At 64.5% G+C, this 16191-nt stretch carries 21 protein-coding genes and 1 tRNA gene; 3 read left to right on the forward strand and 19 right to left on the reverse strand.

Annotated elements, in window-relative coordinates; all coding sequences use genetic code 11:
• Nucleotides 1–8: 8 nt before the first annotated feature.
• Nucleotides 9–956 carry a protein translocase subunit SecF gene (secF, locus tag ABWP22_RS04135; protein ID WP_353198680.1) on the forward strand — a complete coding sequence of 316 codons (948 nt, stop codon included), beginning with the start codon at nucleotides 9–11 and terminating at the stop codon, nucleotides 954–956.
• Nucleotides 957–1166: 210 nt separating this feature from the next.
• Here secF and ABWP22_RS04140 read toward each other — a convergent pair whose 3' ends face one another.
• Together ABWP22_RS04140 and ABWP22_RS04145 are read right to left on the reverse strand one after the other, a co-directional pair.
• Complete coding sequence (locus ABWP22_RS04140) at nucleotides 1167–2129, reverse strand: NAD(P)H-dependent flavin oxidoreductase (RefSeq protein ID WP_353198681.1); 963 nt, start codon at nucleotides 2127–2129, stop codon at nucleotides 1167–1169.
• A gap of 100 nt (nucleotides 2130–2229) precedes the next feature.
• Nucleotides 2230–2306 (reverse strand) — tRNA-Met (locus ABWP22_RS04145).
• 133 nt (nucleotides 2307–2439) lie between these two features.
• Here ABWP22_RS04145 and ABWP22_RS04150 point away from each other — a divergent pair.
• Both ABWP22_RS04150 and ABWP22_RS04155 read left to right on the forward strand, forming a co-directional pair.
• Nucleotides 2440–3378: an isopenicillin N synthase family dioxygenase gene (locus ABWP22_RS04150; RefSeq protein WP_353198682.1), complete on the forward strand. Its 939-nt coding sequence runs from the start codon at nucleotides 2440–2442 to the stop codon at nucleotides 3376–3378.
• 29 nt (nucleotides 3379–3407) lie between these two features.
• The gene (locus ABWP22_RS04155; RefSeq protein WP_353198683.1) at nucleotides 3408–4907 is read left to right on the forward strand and encodes an alkaline phosphatase; all 1500 of its coding nucleotides are present in this window, start codon (nucleotides 3408–3410) and stop codon (nucleotides 4905–4907) included.
• A 257-nt stretch (nucleotides 4908–5164) separates the two neighbouring features.
• On the opposite strand, the gene truA is transcribed toward ABWP22_RS04155, so the two are convergent.
• The 17 genes from truA to rpsP all read right to left on the reverse strand — a co-directional run bounded on the left by truA (nucleotide 5165) and on the right by rpsP (nucleotide 16156).
• Entirely contained in the window at nucleotides 5165–5926 is a 762-nt protein-coding gene (truA, locus tag ABWP22_RS04160; RefSeq protein WP_353198684.1) for a tRNA pseudouridine(38-40) synthase TruA, read from the reverse strand.
• Nucleotides 5923–6828 (reverse strand): methionyl-tRNA formyltransferase, encoded by a 906-nt coding sequence (gene fmt / locus ABWP22_RS04165; RefSeq protein ID WP_353198685.1) that lies wholly within the window; start codon nucleotides 6826–6828, stop codon nucleotides 5923–5925. The genes truA and fmt overlap by 4 nt, the downstream gene beginning before the upstream one ends.
• Before the next feature lie 59 nt (nucleotides 6829–6887).
• On the reverse strand, nucleotides 6888–7433 hold the full coding sequence (pal, locus tag ABWP22_RS04170; RefSeq protein ID WP_353198686.1) for a peptidoglycan-associated lipoprotein Pal: 546 nt from the start codon (nucleotides 7431–7433) through the stop codon (nucleotides 6888–6890).
• A gap of 71 nt (nucleotides 7434–7504) precedes the next feature.
• Complete coding sequence (gene tolB / locus ABWP22_RS04175) at nucleotides 7505–8845, reverse strand: Tol-Pal system beta propeller repeat protein TolB (RefSeq protein WP_353198687.1); 1341 nt, start codon at nucleotides 8843–8845, stop codon at nucleotides 7505–7507.
• Nucleotides 8846–9354: 509 nt separating this feature from the next.
• Complete coding sequence (locus tag ABWP22_RS04180) at nucleotides 9355–9549, reverse strand: hypothetical protein (RefSeq protein ID WP_353198688.1); 195 nt, start codon at nucleotides 9547–9549, stop codon at nucleotides 9355–9357.
• Nucleotides 9521–9769, reverse strand: coding sequence for a hypothetical protein (locus ABWP22_RS04185; RefSeq protein WP_353198689.1), 249 nt, complete (start codon nucleotides 9767–9769; stop codon nucleotides 9521–9523). The genes ABWP22_RS04180 and ABWP22_RS04185 overlap by 29 nt, the downstream gene beginning before the upstream one ends.
• Nucleotides 9770–10060 carry a hypothetical protein gene (locus tag ABWP22_RS04190; RefSeq protein ID WP_353198690.1) on the reverse strand — a complete coding sequence of 97 codons (291 nt, stop codon included), beginning with the start codon at nucleotides 10058–10060 and terminating at the stop codon, nucleotides 9770–9772.
• Between the two features lie 797 nt (nucleotides 10061–10857).
• Complete coding sequence (tolA, locus tag ABWP22_RS04195) at nucleotides 10858–11649, reverse strand: cell envelope integrity protein TolA (protein WP_353198691.1); 792 nt, start codon at nucleotides 11647–11649, stop codon at nucleotides 10858–10860.
• Nucleotides 11646–12047, reverse strand: a complete 402-nt coding sequence (locus ABWP22_RS04200; protein WP_353198692.1) for an ExbD/TolR family protein — start codon at nucleotides 12045–12047, stop codon at nucleotides 11646–11648. Before ABWP22_RS04200 ends, tolA begins: the two co-directional genes overlap by 4 nt.
• Nucleotides 12048–12103: 56 nt before the next feature.
• Nucleotides 12104–12826, reverse strand: a complete 723-nt coding sequence (tolQ, locus tag ABWP22_RS04205) for a protein TolQ (protein ID WP_353198693.1) — start codon at nucleotides 12824–12826, stop codon at nucleotides 12104–12106.
• Nucleotides 12823–13269, reverse strand: a complete 447-nt coding sequence (locus tag ABWP22_RS04210; protein ID WP_353198694.1) for a YbgC/FadM family acyl-CoA thioesterase — start codon at nucleotides 13267–13269, stop codon at nucleotides 12823–12825. Before ABWP22_RS04210 ends, tolQ begins: the two co-directional genes overlap by 4 nt.
• 99 nt (nucleotides 13270–13368) lie before the next feature.
• Entirely contained in the window at nucleotides 13369–13740 is a 372-nt protein-coding gene (gene rplS / locus ABWP22_RS04215; RefSeq protein WP_353198695.1) for a 50S ribosomal protein L19, read from the reverse strand.
• Between the two features lies 1 nt (nucleotide 13741).
• The gene (gene trmD, locus ABWP22_RS04220) at nucleotides 13742–14473 is read right to left on the reverse strand and encodes a tRNA (guanosine(37)-N1)-methyltransferase TrmD (RefSeq protein WP_353198696.1); all 732 of its coding nucleotides are present in this window, start codon (nucleotides 14471–14473) and stop codon (nucleotides 13742–13744) included.
• Complete coding sequence (locus ABWP22_RS04225) at nucleotides 14470–14847, reverse strand: type II toxin-antitoxin system VapC family toxin (protein WP_353198697.1); 378 nt, start codon at nucleotides 14845–14847, stop codon at nucleotides 14470–14472. Before ABWP22_RS04225 ends, trmD begins: the two co-directional genes overlap by 4 nt.
• The gene (locus tag ABWP22_RS04230; RefSeq protein WP_353198698.1) at nucleotides 14844–15119 is read right to left on the reverse strand and encodes an antitoxin; all 276 of its coding nucleotides are present in this window, start codon (nucleotides 15117–15119) and stop codon (nucleotides 14844–14846) included. Before ABWP22_RS04230 ends, ABWP22_RS04225 begins: the two co-directional genes overlap by 4 nt.
• 35 nt (nucleotides 15120–15154) lie before the next feature.
• The gene (gene rimM, locus ABWP22_RS04235) at nucleotides 15155–15643 is read right to left on the reverse strand and encodes a ribosome maturation factor RimM (protein ID WP_353198699.1); all 489 of its coding nucleotides are present in this window, start codon (nucleotides 15641–15643) and stop codon (nucleotides 15155–15157) included.
• A 12-nt stretch (nucleotides 15644–15655) separates the two neighbouring features.
• Nucleotides 15656–16156, reverse strand: a complete 501-nt coding sequence (gene rpsP / locus ABWP22_RS04240; RefSeq protein WP_353198700.1) for a 30S ribosomal protein S16 — start codon at nucleotides 16154–16156, stop codon at nucleotides 15656–15658.
• Nucleotides 16157–16191 lie beyond the last annotated feature (35 nt).

The following is a 16191-nucleotide window of genomic DNA, read 5'->3' on the forward strand; positions in this document are numbered from 1 at the left end:
CTGGCCCCATGCCGCTGAAACTTGTTCCCGACAACACCAATATCGGTTTCGTCAAACTGCGCTTTCTGGCGTTTGCGTTCACCATTGCGCTCACCATCGGCGCTGGCGCGCTGCTGGGCCTGCGCGGGCTCAATCTGGGGGTCGATTTCCTCGGCGGCCTGACCATGCAGGTGGAATTCAAGGCGCCGCCCGAGCTTGATACGCTGCGCGTGCGGGTCAATCAGGTGGGTGTCGGCGATGCGGCCCTGCAGGAATTCGGCAAGCCTTCGACCATCCTGGTGCGGCTGCCGTTGCCCGACGGCGATCAGGCGGCCGTGCAGCGCGTGGTGGCCAAGGTGCGCAAGGCGCTGGAAAAGGATTATCCCGGCGTCAGCTTTGCCCGCGTCGAAAGCGTATCGGGCAAGGTGTCCGATGAGTTGATCACCGACGGCCTGTGGGCGGTCGGCCTGTCGATGCTGTTCGTGGCCGTGTTCACCTGGTTCCGCTTCGAATGGTATTTCGGCGTGTCCACGGTGGTGGCCCTGGTGCATGATGTGGTGGTGACGTTGGGCTTTTTCGCGCTCACGCAGCTCGAATTCGATCTCAACATCGTCGCTGCCGTGCTGACCATCATCGGCTACAGCCTGAACGACAAGGTGGTGATCGACGATCGCATCCGCGAAAACCTGCGCAAGTATCGGCAGATGGACATCAAGGGCATCATCGATCTGTCGGTGAACGAAACGCTGCCGCGCACGGTGATGACCTCGGTGACACTGCTGGCGGCGCTGGTGGCGTTGCTGTTCCTGGGCCCGGAGGTTATTTTCGGCTTCACTGCGGCGATGGTGCTGGGGATTGTGGTCGGTACCTATTCGTCGATCTTCGTGTCATCGTCGCTGCTGATCAGCCTGGGCGTGAAGGCAAAGCCGCTGGCCACAGAGGACAAGCGCGCGGCTGGCGCCGAACGGGTCGGTTGACCCGCTGGACTTGATTGCGTTCTGATTTGATGATCCCGCCCTCCCCGCAAGGGGGAGGGCGGCAAACACTTCAACGTTAGCGCGATCGACCCTAGATCGGGGCCCCACAGGGCCCGAACACCGTGCACCACTGGCTGAGCATGCCGAGCACCATGGCACCGGCCAGCCACACAAGACGGGTTCTAGCGGTCAAGTCGATCTGCATTCGGTTCACGCCGCTGCGATCGCTGCGGTCTTCATGCCGATGCGCGCGCGCGCCACATCATATTCGCGGATCAACCGCGCGACCAGTTCTCCGGCGGGCAGCACTTCCTTGACCGCACCGATGCCCTGACCGCAGCCCCAGATGTCTTTCCAGGCCTTGGCGTCGGTGTTGCCGCCGCTGCCGAAGTTCATCGCCGACGGATCGCTGGTCGGCAGCGCATCCGGATCCATGCCGGCGTTGACGATCGATGGGCGCAGATAATTGCCGTGCACGCCGGTGAACAGGTTGGAATAAACGATGTCGGAAGCAGCGCTTTCGACGATCATGTCCTTGTAACCCTGCACCGCGCGGGCTTCAGCGGTTGCGATGAAGGCACTGCCGATATAGCCGAAATCGGCACCCATCGCCTGCGCGGCCAGCACGGCATCGCCGGTGGCAATCGAGCCCGAAAGCGCCAGCGGGCCATCAAACCATTCGCGGATTTCCTGGATCAGCGCGAATGGGCTGGTGGTGCCGGCATGGCCGCCAGCCCCGGCGGCAACGGCGATCAGGCCGTCGGCACCCTTTTCCACGGCTTTCTTGGCGAACTTGTTGTTGATGATGTCGTGCATCACGATGCCGCCATAGCTGTGGATGGCCTCGTTCACGTCCTCGCGCGCACCCAAGGAGGTGATGATCAACGGCACCTTGTATTTCACGCACAGCGCCAGATCATCCATCAACCGATCGTTGGACCGGTGGACAATCAGGTTGACGGCATAAGGCGCATCATTCGGCCCGAGTTCGGTCGACAGGCGTTGCAGCCATTCTTCGAACTGGGCCAGCGGCCGGGCGTTGAGGCTGGGGAAGCTGCCGATGATGCCGGCGCGGCACTGGGCCATCACCAGCTCCGGCCCGGAAATGATGAACAACGGCGAACCGATCACCGGGATCGACAGGCGGCCAGCGAAGGCGGCGGGCATGGACATGATTTGGCTCCCCAACAGGTCAGGCCGCAACAATTAGCCGCGGTTGCGCAAACATGCCACCTCATCCTCGTCTGAGGGTCATGCGGCTTATTGTCGGCTATGGTAGCAGCGGGCGGATTTGAACCGCCGACCTCCGGGTTATGAATCCGGCGCTCTCACCAACTGAGCTACGCTGCCACAAGCCTCGCGTCTGATCGGACACGGGCAATCGGGAGGTCGCTCTAATGCGCGTCCAGGGTTCGGTCAACATATTGTGGTGCGCGTCTGGCGGGGACTGGCAAGCAGCGTCAATCCGGGGCAAAAGGCCGGTATGTCCCTCGCAGCCGATATCACGCCGATTCCGCTTTCGCTCATCGATTCCGATCTGGGCACGGCTGCGGCCGGATTTGGCGATGCCTTCGCGCGGACCGGCTTTGCCGTCGTTTCGGATCACGGCATTGATCCTGCGCTGATCGACCGGGCGATGGCGGCGACAAAGGCGTTCTTTGCGCTGCCGCAGGCCATCAAGCAGAAATATGTGGTGGCTGGCGGTGGCGGCCAGCGCGGACTGACGCCGTTCGGCATCGAAGCCGCGAAGGGTGAGGCCAAGGCCGATCTGAAGGAATTCTGGCATGTCGGGCGGTCGCTGCCGGCCGGCCATGCCTATGCCAAGATCATGCTTGCCAATCTGTGGCCCGCAGAGGTGCCCGAATTCGAAGCGGCCGTGGGCGCGCTCTATGCGGCTCTGGACGGTGCCGGCAACCGCATGCTGCGGGCGATTGCCGTGCATCTGGGCCTGGCGGCGGATTTCTTTGTCGATCCGGTGCGGGACGGCAATTCGGTGCTGCGCCTGCTGCACTATCCGCCGGTCACGCCAGAATCTCTTGGCGACGCGGCGGGTGCCATCCGCGCCGGCGCCCACGAGGATATCAATGTGATCACCTTGCTGCTGGGCGCCGAGGAGGCCGGGCTGCAATTGCTGGACAAGGATGGCCAGTGGCGCAGCATCGACGCGCCGCCGGGCAGCCTGGTGTGCAACGTGGGGGACATGCTGCAACGCCTGACCGGGCATCTCCTGCCCTCCACCACCCACCGCGTGGTCAACCCGGCACCGGATCGCATGGGGGTGGCGCGCTATTCAACGCCGTTCTTCCTGCATTTCCGGCCGGATTATCTGATCCGAACGCTGCCGGGCGGCCCGCACGTTGAACCGCCGATCACCGCCGATGATTATCTGCGGGAACGGCTGCGCGAAATCAAATTGCTGTAACAATCCGCGAGCAGGGTAGAGCCATGTCCATGATCCGCAACATCCTGCTGGCCACGACCCTGGCCGTTTCCGCCCCTGCATTGGCCGCTGGCCCGGTGCTCGACACGCCCGTGCAGGATGATTGGTGGCAAGGCGGCCGCGCCGCGCTTGATGCAAGGCTGAAGGTGGTCAACCGGCCGAAGCGGGCGAAAAACGTCATCCTGATGGTCGGCGACGGCATGGGCGTCACCACCATCACTGCGGCACGCATCTTCGATGGCCAGCACCCGATTGACGGTCGCAAGCCCGGCCCCGGCGAAGAGAACAGCCTGGCCTGGGATCGCATGGCCAATACCGCGCTGGTGAAGACCTATAACACCAATGCGCAGGTGGCGGACAGCGCCGGCACGGCGAGCGCTTTCAACACTGGCGTGAAGACCCGCATCGGCGTGATCAACATGGGCCAGAACCAGGGCGCCGAAGCCTGCAAGACGCCGGAAAAGCTGCCGCGCACCTTTGCTGAGATCGCGCGGGCCCAGGGGTTGGCGGTTGGCATTGTCTCTACGGCACGCATCACCCATGCCACCCCGGCTGCGGTGTTTGGCCATGTGCCCAAGCGCGATTGGGAAGGGGCCGATCGTGCCTATCCGATGGCTGACCGCGCTTCGGGCTGCGCCGATCTCGCCACGCAGTTGGTGAACTTCAAAGGCGGCGTGGAGGTGGTGCTGGGCGGCGGTGGCGCCCGCTTCCTGCCCGTGGGCAAGGGCGGCGTGCGCGACGATGGCCGCAATCTGGTGAGCGAATGGCAGCAGCGCTGGCCGACCGGGCAATATGTCGCCGACGCCAAGGGTCTGCGGGCTCTGTCAGCCGCCAGCACCGGTCCGGTGCTGGGCCTGTTCACGGCCGACCATCTGAGTTTTGAACATGATCGCAAGGATGACGCAGAGCCAGGCCTGCCCGAACTGGCACGCTTTGCTGTGGCCAAGCTGGCCGCTGGCACCAAGGCACGCGGCGGCAAGGGCTATTATCTGATGATCGAAGGGGGCCGCATCGATCATGCCCACCATGCCAGCAATCCCTATCGGGCACTGAAGGAGGCACAGACCTTCAGCGTTGCAGTTGCCGAGGTGCTGAAGATGGTGAATCTGGATGAGACGCTGGTGCTGGTGACCGCAGATCACAGCCATGTGTTGACCATGGCCGGCTACCCCGAGCGTGGCAACGACATCTTGGGCTACATCAAACCGGCGCGTGATGGCGAAGGTGGCGGTCCGATCAGCAAGGAAGGCTGGGCGCTGGATGATCGCGGCCAGCCGATGACCACCTTGTCCTATGCCAACGGCCCATTTCTGGCACCGCAGTTGTCTCGCCAACTGCCGCCAACCGATCCCAATTATCTGGCGAGCAAGACATTTGGTACCGGCAGCGAAAGCCATGGCGGCGAAGATGTGGCGCTGTTTGCCGAAGGCCCGCGCGCCGATCTGGTGCGCGGCGTGATGGAGCAGAATCTGATCTTCCACATCATGGCCGAAGCGCTCGGCTGGCGCTGATCCACGCGCTGGTGGCCGTGGCCGGCGCGGATCAGCCGATCAGCATCCAGCCGGCCGCGCCGCCCGCCACCACACCAATGGCCATCCCGACCAGCCAGCGTAGGCGGGGAGAATTTTGCGCCTGTTGCAACCAGTTCACCATGGGACCCGTATTTTCCATCCGGTCTTGTACACCCGATGACAAAGCAATTATCGTGCCAAGGGCTGGCCAATGGTCAAGCTGCTGATATTGCCCGCGTCATGCCGCAGGTAGACATTCATTCTGTAAAACCCACCGACAGGCCCGGATAGATTGCGCCCACGAACCACAAGCCATCGGGTGGGGCGTTGAGGCCGAGGGCGTCCCGGTTGCGGGCCGCCAGCGCCGCCGCCAGATCATCCGGCGACCATTGGCCTTCGCCGACCAGCTTGAGGCAGCCGACCATCGATCGCACCTGGTGGTGCAGGAAGGACCGGGCCGCTGCGAACACTTCGACCGTATCGCCGTTGCGGGTCACCTCCAGCCGATCGAGCGTGCGCAGCGGCGAACTGGCCTGGCAGTGCGATGATCGGAAGGTGGTGAAATCGTGGCGGCCGATCAGCAGCTGCGCCGCCGCCTGCATCGCATCGAGATCGAGCGGCACCGGCACCCGCCACGCCAGCCCGCTGAGTGCCGTTAGCGGCGCGCGCCGATTGATGATCGTGTAGCGATAGCGCCGGCCCAGGCAATCGAAGCGCGCGTGCCAATCCGGCGCTTCGGCGCAATCGACGATCGCCACCGGTTGCGGTCGCAGCCTGGCGTTGATCGCCTCCATCAGCTTGAATGGCGTGAACGGCTTTTCGATCTCGGCATGCGCCGGCATGGCGCTGGCGTGCACGCCAGCATCGGTGCGTCCGGCGGCGATGACTTCGACGGTTTCGCCGGTGATGGCGTGGATGGCGGCTTCGATGGCGGCCTGCACGGTGAGCCCATGCGCCTGGCGCTGCCAGCCCATGAATGGCCGGCCATCATATTCCACCGTGAAGCGATAGCGCGTCACGCCACAAGCGTTCCCGCCGGCACCCGCCAGCCGTTCAGCAGCGCCTTGACCGGCATCGCCGGCTTGCCGGCGCGCTGGACGATGCTGGGCCGCAAGCCGCCATCGGCGGTGCCGATCAGCAGGCGATCATCCAGCGTGACGCCCGGCGCCGGTGCGGCCGATTCCACCGTCGCCGCCAAGATCTTCACGCGCTCGCCGCCAATCTCCAGCCACGCGCCCGGCGCCGGGTTGAAGGCCCGCACCCGGCGCTCCAATTCGATCGCCGGCAGGGTGGGGTCGAGATGCGCCTCTGCCTTTTCGATGCGCGGCGCCAGGGTGACACCGTCCTCGGGCTGCAGCACGGCGCGGCGCGGGTTGGCCAGCACATCGATCAGCAATTCGGCACCCAGCACGGCCAGCTCGCCGAACAATTCGCCGCTGGTCTTCGTGCCCACCGCGGTTTGCGCTTCGGCCAACATGGGCCCGGTATCGAGGCCTAACTCCATCTGCATGATGGTCACCCCGGTCAGCACATCGCCGGCCAGGATCGCCCGCTGGATCGGTGCCGCCCCGCGCCAGCGCGGCAGCAGGGAGGCGTGGATGTTGAGGCAGCCCAATCGCGGCGCCGCCAGCACGGCCGGCGGCAGGATCAGGCCATAGGCGGCGACCACGGCCACATCACAATCGCGTGCCACGTCCAGAAACTCGGCCACTGCATCCGCGTCGCGGAACGTGCGCGGGCAGAACACCGGGATACCCAGCGCTGCGGCGCGCGCATTGACCGGGCTGGCCTGCAACTGCTTGCCGCGCCCGGCCGGCTTTGGCGCGCGCGTATAGACGGCCATGATCTCGTGCCCGGCGTGGCGCAAGGCATCCAGCGCCGGCACGGCGAAGTCTGGCGTGCCCATGTGAATGATCCGCATGGGCCGTGCTGTTATCGGCTTGGCGCGCCGCGGGGAAGCCCCCTCGGCGCGTGACACCTTCAGCGCGTTACGGTCGTCACGGCGCGGCGGTTCTGCGCAAAGGCGGCCTCGTCGGCGCCCTCTACCACCGGGCGTTCCTTGCCATAGGAAATCGTCGCCAGCCGCGCCACATCGACGCCTTCGTTGGCCAGGAAATTCTTCACCGAATTGGCGCGGCGTTCCCCCAGCGCCAGATTATATTCGCGGGTGCCGCGCTCATCGGCGTGGCCTTCCAGCGTCACGCGGACATTGTTGTTCTTCAGCCACGCGGCATGGCGCGCCAGGATGGCGCGGGCATCGCCATCCAGTTCATAGCTGTCGTAGGCGAACAGCACCGTGTCCTTGCCGGCCTGGGCGCGCAGATCGTCCTGGCTGCCGGGCACGATGCTGCTGGTGACAACCGGGGTCTGATCGCCGCTGCTGGGCGGTGCGACCGGCGTTGCAGGGGCTTCCGGTCGGGCGGCGGTGGGCGGCGCCTCGAGCTGGGGCTTTTCCTTCTTGGCGCAGGCCGTCACGGTCAGAGCGAGCGTGGCCATCAGGGCGAAACGGATTGAAGTGCGATTCATGGGGTTGGGGTTCCTTTCAACTTCAAGGTACAAATGACATCGGCCAAAGCCAGACTGTCAAGATTCAACATCTAGGGCAACAACGGTGACCAGGCGGGATCGGATGCATCCAGCGGCGTTGCCAGCCGACGCTCGTTCAAACCGGAAATGTCCACCGACCACAGCGCCGATCGCCCGTTGCGTTCGGAACGGGAAAACAGGATCACCCGGCCGTTGGGGGACCAGGAGGCACCTTCGTCCTGATAGCCGTTGGTGAGCAGCCGTTCGCCGCCGCCATCGGGCCGCATCACGCCGATGCCGAAGCGCCCGGCGCCGATGCGGGTGAAGGCGATATAATCGCCGCGCGGGCTCCACACCGGGCTGGCCGATCGGCCCTCACCAAATGAGATCCGGCTCTGGCCGCTGCCATCTTCGTTCATCAAATAGACCTGCTGGCTGCCGCCACGATCACTTTCAAAGACGATCTTGCTGCCGTCGGGGGAATAGCTCGGCGAGGTGTCGATGCCCGGCCCGGTGGTGAGCCGGGTGGTCTGCCTGGTCTGGATGTTGAAGCGGTAGATATCTGTGTTGCCGCCCACCGCCATCGACAAGATCAGATTCTGCCCATCCGGCGAGAAACGCGGCGCGAAGGTCATGGCGGCGAACTGGCCCACCGCCTCCTGCCGGCCACTGCCCAGGGTATAAAGCCACACCCGCGGCCGGTTGTTCTCGAAACTCATGTAGGTGATCGTCTGCTGCGCCGGCGCAAAGCGCGGTGTGAGCACCAGATTCTGCCCCGAGGTGAGGAAACGATGGCCGGCGCCATCCTGATCCATGATCGCCAGCCGCTTGATGCGTTTGGTGCGTGCGCCGGTTTCGGAGACATAGACGATGCGGCTGTCGAAATAGCCGCTTTCGCCGGTGAGGCGCGCATAGACGAGATCGGCACATTTGTGCGCCGCGCGCCGCCAGCCGGCCGCAGTCGTCACGAACCCCTGCCGTGCGATTTCCGCGCCGGCAAACACATCATAGGCATAGCAGGCCAGCGTGATGCCGCCATCGGGATTGGCGCTGACCGTGCCGGTCACCAGCGCCTGCGCCGCAATGGTGCGCCAGGCCGGATAATCCGGGTGCAACACATCATCGACGCCGACCGTGGTGGTGAAGGCCGCCGGATCGAGCGGCCGGAACAGGCCGGAGGATTTCAGATCATTGGCAATCACCTGCGCCGCGCGCTCGCCCAAAGCGGTGGTGGTGCCCGCCTCGGTGGCGCCGCCATTGCCCGGCGCAAAGGCTGGCACGGCGATCGGCATGGGTTGCATCAGCCCGGCGTTGATATCGACGCGCAGCGGGCCGGCGGCAGGCGGCGCTGCTGGCGCCTGGGCGAGGGCAGGGGCGGCGGCGAGGAGCAGGGCAAGGGGAATCAGGCGCATGACGGCAGTCTATCAGCACCGGCCGCTGAACGGGAGATAAACCGGCTGCAGACAGCCCGCAGCCTGACGCGGCGGCGCAGCGCAGGCCGGTTCCGATGGCTGCATCATGGGCGCTTCCTCCTGTTTTGGAGCGGAAATCGGGCGATTGTTATTTACAAGGTTACAAAGGTTCCGCTTTTTCCCTATTTTGGGATGAACAAGATATATCTTAGCGTCGGATGATGCGACGTGCATCCGAGCAGGACGATATCTAACGCAAAAGGCCTGTGTAGGACATGTTCTGGCTGGCCAGGATTGGCATGGGGCGGGGCAAACACCCCTCTCCCGCTTGCGGGAGAGGCGAGACGCGCGCCAGCGCGCCGGGTGAGGGTGTACCCGGCCGTCGTTGCCAAGGGACATATTCACCCGCACGCCGAAGTCGGCGAGCCGCCTCTCTCGACTGTGGGAGAGGAGCGCTTCAAACAACATGCAATACAGCCTGCACAATTGAGGGGGAAATTCCGGGGACACTATACCAAATGCCCCACCGTCAGCCTCTCTTTCGGCTTGGGACCGCGCTTGGTAGGGGCGAGTTTGCGGTTGATGGCACGCTCGGCGTTGGCGATCCAATCGGGTGAGGCGAGCGGGCGGCCGGTGCACAGGCGGGCTTCGATTTCGGCGATCGCGGCGGTTTCGTCATCCGCGTCCAATTCGATCTGCAACATCGCCCGCCAGTTTTTTCACATGGCGGCCTGGTGCGGCAACATCGGTAAAAGGATCGTCGGCAGTGCGCGCGCCATTGATGTGAGATCGCGCGCTCGGCCAGGGCCAGTCTTCCGCGCAGGCCACCATGCCGGCGGCAACCGGGTTGTTCTCCACATATCGCACCGCGGCCATCAGATGCCCTGCGTCCATCGGATCGCTGCCGAACCGGCCCTGGAACAATCAGCCGCGCCAGCTTTCGCGGAAATTGATTCGCCGCGAGTACCGCCGGTGCGCCTCGGCCAGTGCAGCCCGCAAGCCATCGGCCGACTGCGGCACCAGAACCAGATGCACGTAATTGTCCATCAGGCGCCAGGCCAGGCAGGTCGTTTCGTTTGCTGCCCATGCCCCGAACACCAACGCCAGATAGCCATGCCTGTCCTCATCATTGAAGAACACCGGCAGCCGCCGATTGCCGCGCTGCGTGACATGGTGCGGCACATCCGGGATCACGATGCGGGCGAAGCGAGCCATGGCGGATGTAAAATCTAAGAAATGCAGCCCGTCAATTTAGTATAGTGTACCCGGAATTTCCATAGTGGATTGATAACCCAATATAAGCGGCTCGTCAAGGTATTATAGTGTCCCGGGAAACTCCCGGAAGTTCTCTGGAATTTCTCGAGAATTTAGAATTTATTACAGTGTTTCCGGAATTTCCAATTTATTATAGTGTCCACGGAATTTACCGGATTTTCCGGGAGTTATATCATCCCCGGAATTTACAGAATTTTGAGAATTTGACTTGATAAGGCATATTCGCATGTCTATCTTTGGCTCCTCTTTGCGATTTGTCGGTAGAGGTTATCAAATGAAAGCCCTGATTTTTGGCTCCGCCGCTCTTCTGTCGCTTAGCGGATGCTCCAGTGAGGTTGATAAGTGCGTGGCCGAATGGGATAAAGCAAATCCCGGCCCGGACAATGGAGGCGACTACTGTGAACCGCTATACAGAGATTACGAGACCGGCAAATGCGAAAAATATAAGTCAAGAACTAAAGCGGATGTAAGAGCAGATGTCCGTCTGCAATGCCTCAGAGCTTCTAAATAGCAATAATTAGATATTTTTTCAGTATTTTGCTGTCTCAACGTTCACAAGATCCATTGCTTACGTCCTATTAGATACATTTTTTGGCCATGAAAACTACAAATTCAAATTCCGGGGATACAAAACTTAATTACTGAGTTCATGCGCCTGTTCCCTATCTCGAGCGATGGACGCCGGTGTTCGCCGAGGTGACGGCTGGAGGTGATGCGGGGAGAGGCGGTAAAGGCCCTCAGGTCATCTCCTCCGGATCGAAATTGATCTCCACGCTCGCCCACAGATCATAAAGATCGGCCGGCAGCTTCAACGGCTGGCAGCGCAGCACGGCGCGGCGGGCGGTTTCGGCGAAGGTGCGGGCGAAATCGGCGTTGGCTGGCGTGGCGCCGGTGGGGGTGCCGGCTTGCGGTTGGCCGATGACGCGGCCGTCGCGGCCATATTGCACCCGCACGATCACGGTCATCTTGCGCACGTCGCGGCCGCCGACGGGCGGATTCCAGCACGGCGCGACCTGGCCGCGGATGGCTTGCGACAGGGTGGCGGCGGCGCGGGGATCGATGGTGGCGCGCGCCGGGGCGGCGGTGCTGAGCTCCCTGGCAAGGCTGGAGGTGTCGAGCGGCTTGTTTCGCGCCTTGGGCAGGGCCTTGTCGATCACGCTGGCCAGGCTGGAGGTGTCGAGCTTGGCGGGCGGCGCCTTGGCGGGCGCGGCTTTTGGCTTGGCGGCCGGCTTGGGCTTGGTCAGTTCAGGGGGCGGCACCGCGTCGGGCTTCACCGGTTCCGGGGCGGGGGCGGCCTCCGGCACAGGTTCCGGCGCGGCGGCGGGTTCCTGCGGGGCGGCCGCCATCGATGGCTTGGGCGGTTCCGTCACGCGCGGGGCGTCGGCGATGGTCACCAGCTCCACCGGCACGGCATCGGTGGGGGCGGGCATGACGCGCTGGCTGTTGGCCCAGGCCAGGCTGAGCCCCAGCAGCAGCAGCAGATGCGCGACCGCTGCGCCGGCAATGTAGCTGCGTTCGGTGCGGTTCATTTGGCTTCGGGGGCTGCCACCGGCCGGCTGCCGTCCGTCACCAGCGCGACCTTCTTGAAGCCGGCGGCGTTCACATCCCCCACCACCTGCATGACCCGGCCATAATCCAGCCCGCGATCGGCCCGCACATAGACGCGCGCCTCATCGCTGCGTGCCTCGCGCAGCGCCGCCAGCTTGGGCAGCAGGGCGGCCGGCGTGACGACCAGACGATCGATGAACAATTGCCCTTGCGCATCCAGGCTGATCTGGATCGGCGTGTTGTCCTGCGGCAGCGATTGCGCGCGGGCATCGGGCAGGTCCACTGCCACGCCGGTGACCAGCAGCGGCGCGGTGACCATGAAGATGATCAGCAGCACCAGCATGACATCGACCATCGGGGTGACGTTGATATCGGCCATCGGTTGGCGACGGCTTCCGCGCCTGCCGCCGCGTCCACCTTGCAAGTGCATCGCCATCAGCGACCCTCCATGCCGTCGAGCTGGCGGGAGAGCAGGTTGAGATATTCCTCGGCAAAGGCCGACAGCCGCGCCTCCAGCCGGTTCACCCGGTGCAGCAGCCGGTTGTAGCCGATGACCGCCGGGATGGCGGCGAACAGGCCGATGGCGGTGGCGAACAAGGCCTCGGCAATGCCCGGCGCCACCACGGCGAGCGTGGTGTTCTGGCTGGCGGCGATGCTGGCAAAGCTGCGCATGATGCCCCACACCGTGCCGAACAGGCCGACGAACGGCGCCACCGACCCGATGGTGGCGAGCACCGACAGGCGATCGGACAGGGCATCGATATCACGGCCGATGGCGACGTTGATGGCGCTGGCCAGGCGTGCGCGCAGGCCTTCGCGGTCTACGGCAGAACGCCCATTTGCCCCCACTGCTTTGATGCTTTGCCGCCATTCGTTCATGCCGGCGATGAAGGCGCGCGCCGACGGGTGATCGGCGCGGGAGGCCGGTTCATACATCTTGTCGAGATCGCCGGCTTTCCAGAACCATTCTTCGAACTTGGCGGCTTCGCCGTTCATGCGGCCAAGGCGGCGCGAGCGTTCGATGATGATCGCCCAGCTCCAGATCGACGCGAGCAGCAGGCCGAGCATAACGGCCTTCACCACGATGTCCGCGGCCAGGAACAGCGCCAGCGGCGACAGTTCGGCGGTGGTTTTCAAGGCGATCTCAGGGGCCATCATGCATCCTGTTGAACGAGACTGTCATAACGCGCGATCCACTCGCGCGGTTGCCGGCGCGGGCGGCCGGCGGGATCGAGAAAGGCCGCGGTCAGGCTGGCGGTGAAGATCGGCGCACCGTCGCGCAGAATCGCCTGATCGATGCGGCAGGCGGCGGCGCGCACGGAAACCAGGCGGGTTTCCACCACCAGCACATCATCCAGCCGCGCCGGGCGCAGCCAGCGGCAGTCCATCTGCGTCACCGCGTAAGCGCCCAGGCCTTCGCGCACCGCCGCGCCATGATCGATGCCGGCCACGCGCAGGAATTCGGTGCGGCCACGTTCCAGGAAATGCAGATATTTGGCGTGATAGACGATCGCCGCCGTGTCGGTGTCTTCGAAATAGACACGCAACGTCAGGTGATGCACGCCGCCTGTGATCAGGCCGGATGGGGGGAGAGAGGCCATGGCAGACAGATAGGGTCCCGACCGGCGCCAACGCAACGAAAAAGGCGCCGGAAGCTTTGCCACCGGCGCCCTTTCGGCCGTGTGAACGCAGCCGTCCGATTATTCCGGACGCGCTGTCCGCTTTTCGACAATGCGGGCGCTCTTGCCGCTGCGGCCGCGCAGATAATAGAGCTTGGCGCGGCGGACGACGCCGCGACGGACGACTTCGATGGCTTCGATGCTCGGGCTGTACAGCGGGAACACGCGCTCCACGCCTTCGCCGAAGCTGATCTTGCGCACGGTGAACGAGCTGTTGATGCTGCGGTTCGAACGCGCGATGCACACGCCTTCGTAGTTCTGCACGCGGGTGCGCTCGCCTTCGACGACCTTCACGCCAACGCGCAGCGTATCGCCGGCGCGGAAATTCGGGATGGTGCGCTTTTCGGTCAGCTTGGCAATCTGTTCGGCTTCGATCTGCTGGATGAGATTCATCTCATTCCTCCTTCTTCTGTTGTCGCGCGCCAGAGGGCGAGTGGACCGGACCATCAACATGATGATCCACCAAGTCCGGCCGCCGTAGCCGTGTGTCCTGTTCGGACTGCGCGCGCCGCCAGCGGGCGATGCGTGCATGATCCCCCGATCGCAACGCTTCGGGGATCGCCAGGCCTTCCCATGCGGGGGGCCTAGTGTAGTGCGGATGTTCGAGGAGGCCGCGTTCGTGGCTTTCCTCATCCCCACTGCAAGCCGCGCCCATTACACCGGGCAACAGGCGCACGCAAGCATCCATCACCACCAGCGCCGCCACCTCGCCGCCGGACAGGACATAATCGCCGATCGAGACCTCCTCGATGGCGCGGCGCTGGAAGATGCGTTCGTCAAAGCCTTCGAAGCGGCCGCAGAGCAGGATGGCGCCGGGGCCATTTGCCAGGGCGCGGACACGGGCCTGCGTCAACGGCCGGCCGCGCGGGGTCATCGCCAGCAGCGGGCGGCCATCCGCGACGCTGTCGATCGCCGCGGCGACCACATCGGCGCGCAGCACCATGCCGGGGCCGCCGCCGGCCGGCGTGTCATCGACGGTGCGGTGGCGATCGGTGGCGAAATCGCGGATGTTGACGGCGTCGCAGGCCCAGGTGCCGGCGCCGATGGCGCGCCCCGCCAGGCTGTGGCCCAGGTGGCCGGGGAACATGTCGGGGTAGAGGGTGAGGATGGTGGCACGCCAGGTCATGGCTGCATCCAGTCTTCGACGGCGAGGCCGGGGATATCGGCAAAGTCGGCCAGATTGGCGGTGACGATGGTCAATCCACATGACAGGGCGTGGGCCGCGATCAGGCGATCGTAACTGGCACGGCGGAAGGGCAGGGTGGCGTACAGGCGGGCGGCCGCCTCGTCGAAGGGCTCGACCGAGATGATGGCGAGCAAGCGCTGCAGTCCGGCGACTTCAACGGGCCGCAAGCCTATCAGCATTTCACCCAGACAGATGCTGGAGGTGACGACGCTGCCCAGTGGGCAATTGTTCAGCCGCGCCAGCGCGTGCGGCGCGTTGCCTTGCAGCAGATAGATGGCGATGTTGCTGTCGAGCAACCAGCGGGCGGGCATCATTCGGTGCCGGACGCCGCCCGCTCCGCCGCTTCGCGCGCCAGGCGTTCGGATGGCCGTTCATCGAAGCTGCGATCGGTGATCGGCTTCAGGCCCGGCAGGCTGCCATAGATGCCGTCCAGATTGATCATCGGCACATCGGTTGGTGCCGGCTCGATGATCCAGCGGCCGGCTTCCTCGCGCACTTCGACGACCGTGCCGGGCAGCGGCGCGAAGCTGGCGGGCAGGCGGACGGCGGCACTGTTGCCGGATTTGAAGATCTTGGTGCGGGCCATGGCGGCGTTCCCGATGTGTATACGGGATGTATATACTAGGTCAGCCAAGCCCGGTCAACGATCAGGCGGTCGCGCTCTTCGCGCACCACATCGGCCACGAACGGCACCATCACCGTGCCGCCGGCGTCCAGCGTGATGTCCAATATGTCCGACGCGCCGAAATTCTCGATGGCGCGCACCTTGCCGACCACCGTGCCGGTTTCATCGACAACGGTCTTGCCGAGATAATCCGCGACATAATATTCGCCATCCGCCAGCGCCGGCAGCGCCGTGCGCGGCACCGAAAGCTGCACACCGCGCAAGGCTTCGGCCGCGTTGCGGTCAACGATATTCTCAAAGCGCGCGACCGCGGTGCCGGGCTTGTCGGGCCGGATATTCTGCAAAACCAACGCCCGCCCGCCCGCATCGAAGCGGGCGTGACGGGCGAGATTGTCGGCGGTGTCGGTGAACAGCTTCAGCCGCACCTCACCGCGGATGCCATGGGCGCCGGCAACGGCGGCCAGCACGATCTTGTCGGCCGCCATGCCAGGGCCGCCTTACTGGGCCGCTTCGCCCTCGGCAGGCGCTTCCGCAGCCGCCTCAGCAACGGCGGTGTCTTCAGCAGGCGCTTCTTCGGCAGGCGCGGCTGCAGCTTCAGCAGCGGCGGCAGCGGCGGCTTCGGCGGCTTCGGCGGCAGCCTGAGCGGCCGCTTCTTCGGCTTCGGCGATCTTCTGGGCGGCGAGTTCGGCACGCTCCTTCGCCTTGGCGCCGGGCTGCGCCTTGTTGGGGTTGCTGCGGACGGCGCGGGTGCGCAGGCCGGCGGCATCGAGGAAGCGGGCGACGCGATCGGTCGGCTGCGCGCCAACGCTCAGCCAATAGGCGGCGCGGTCGGTGTCCAGGGTCACGCGGGTGCCGCTATCCTTGGGCAGCAGCGGATTGTAGGTGCCGAGCTTTTCGAGGAACTTGCCATCACGCGGATTGCGGCTGTCGGTCACCACGATGCGATAGACGGGACGCTTCTTCATGCCACCGCGGGCCAGACGAATTGCCAGAGACATTCAATTTTTCCTTCCAGTAAACTTTGTTATCGAGG

Origin of the sequence: Sandarakinorhabdus sp., assembly GCF_040398665.1 — a bacterium.
Lineage (GTDB): Bacteria > Pseudomonadota > Alphaproteobacteria > Sphingomonadales > Sphingomonadaceae > Sandarakinorhabdus.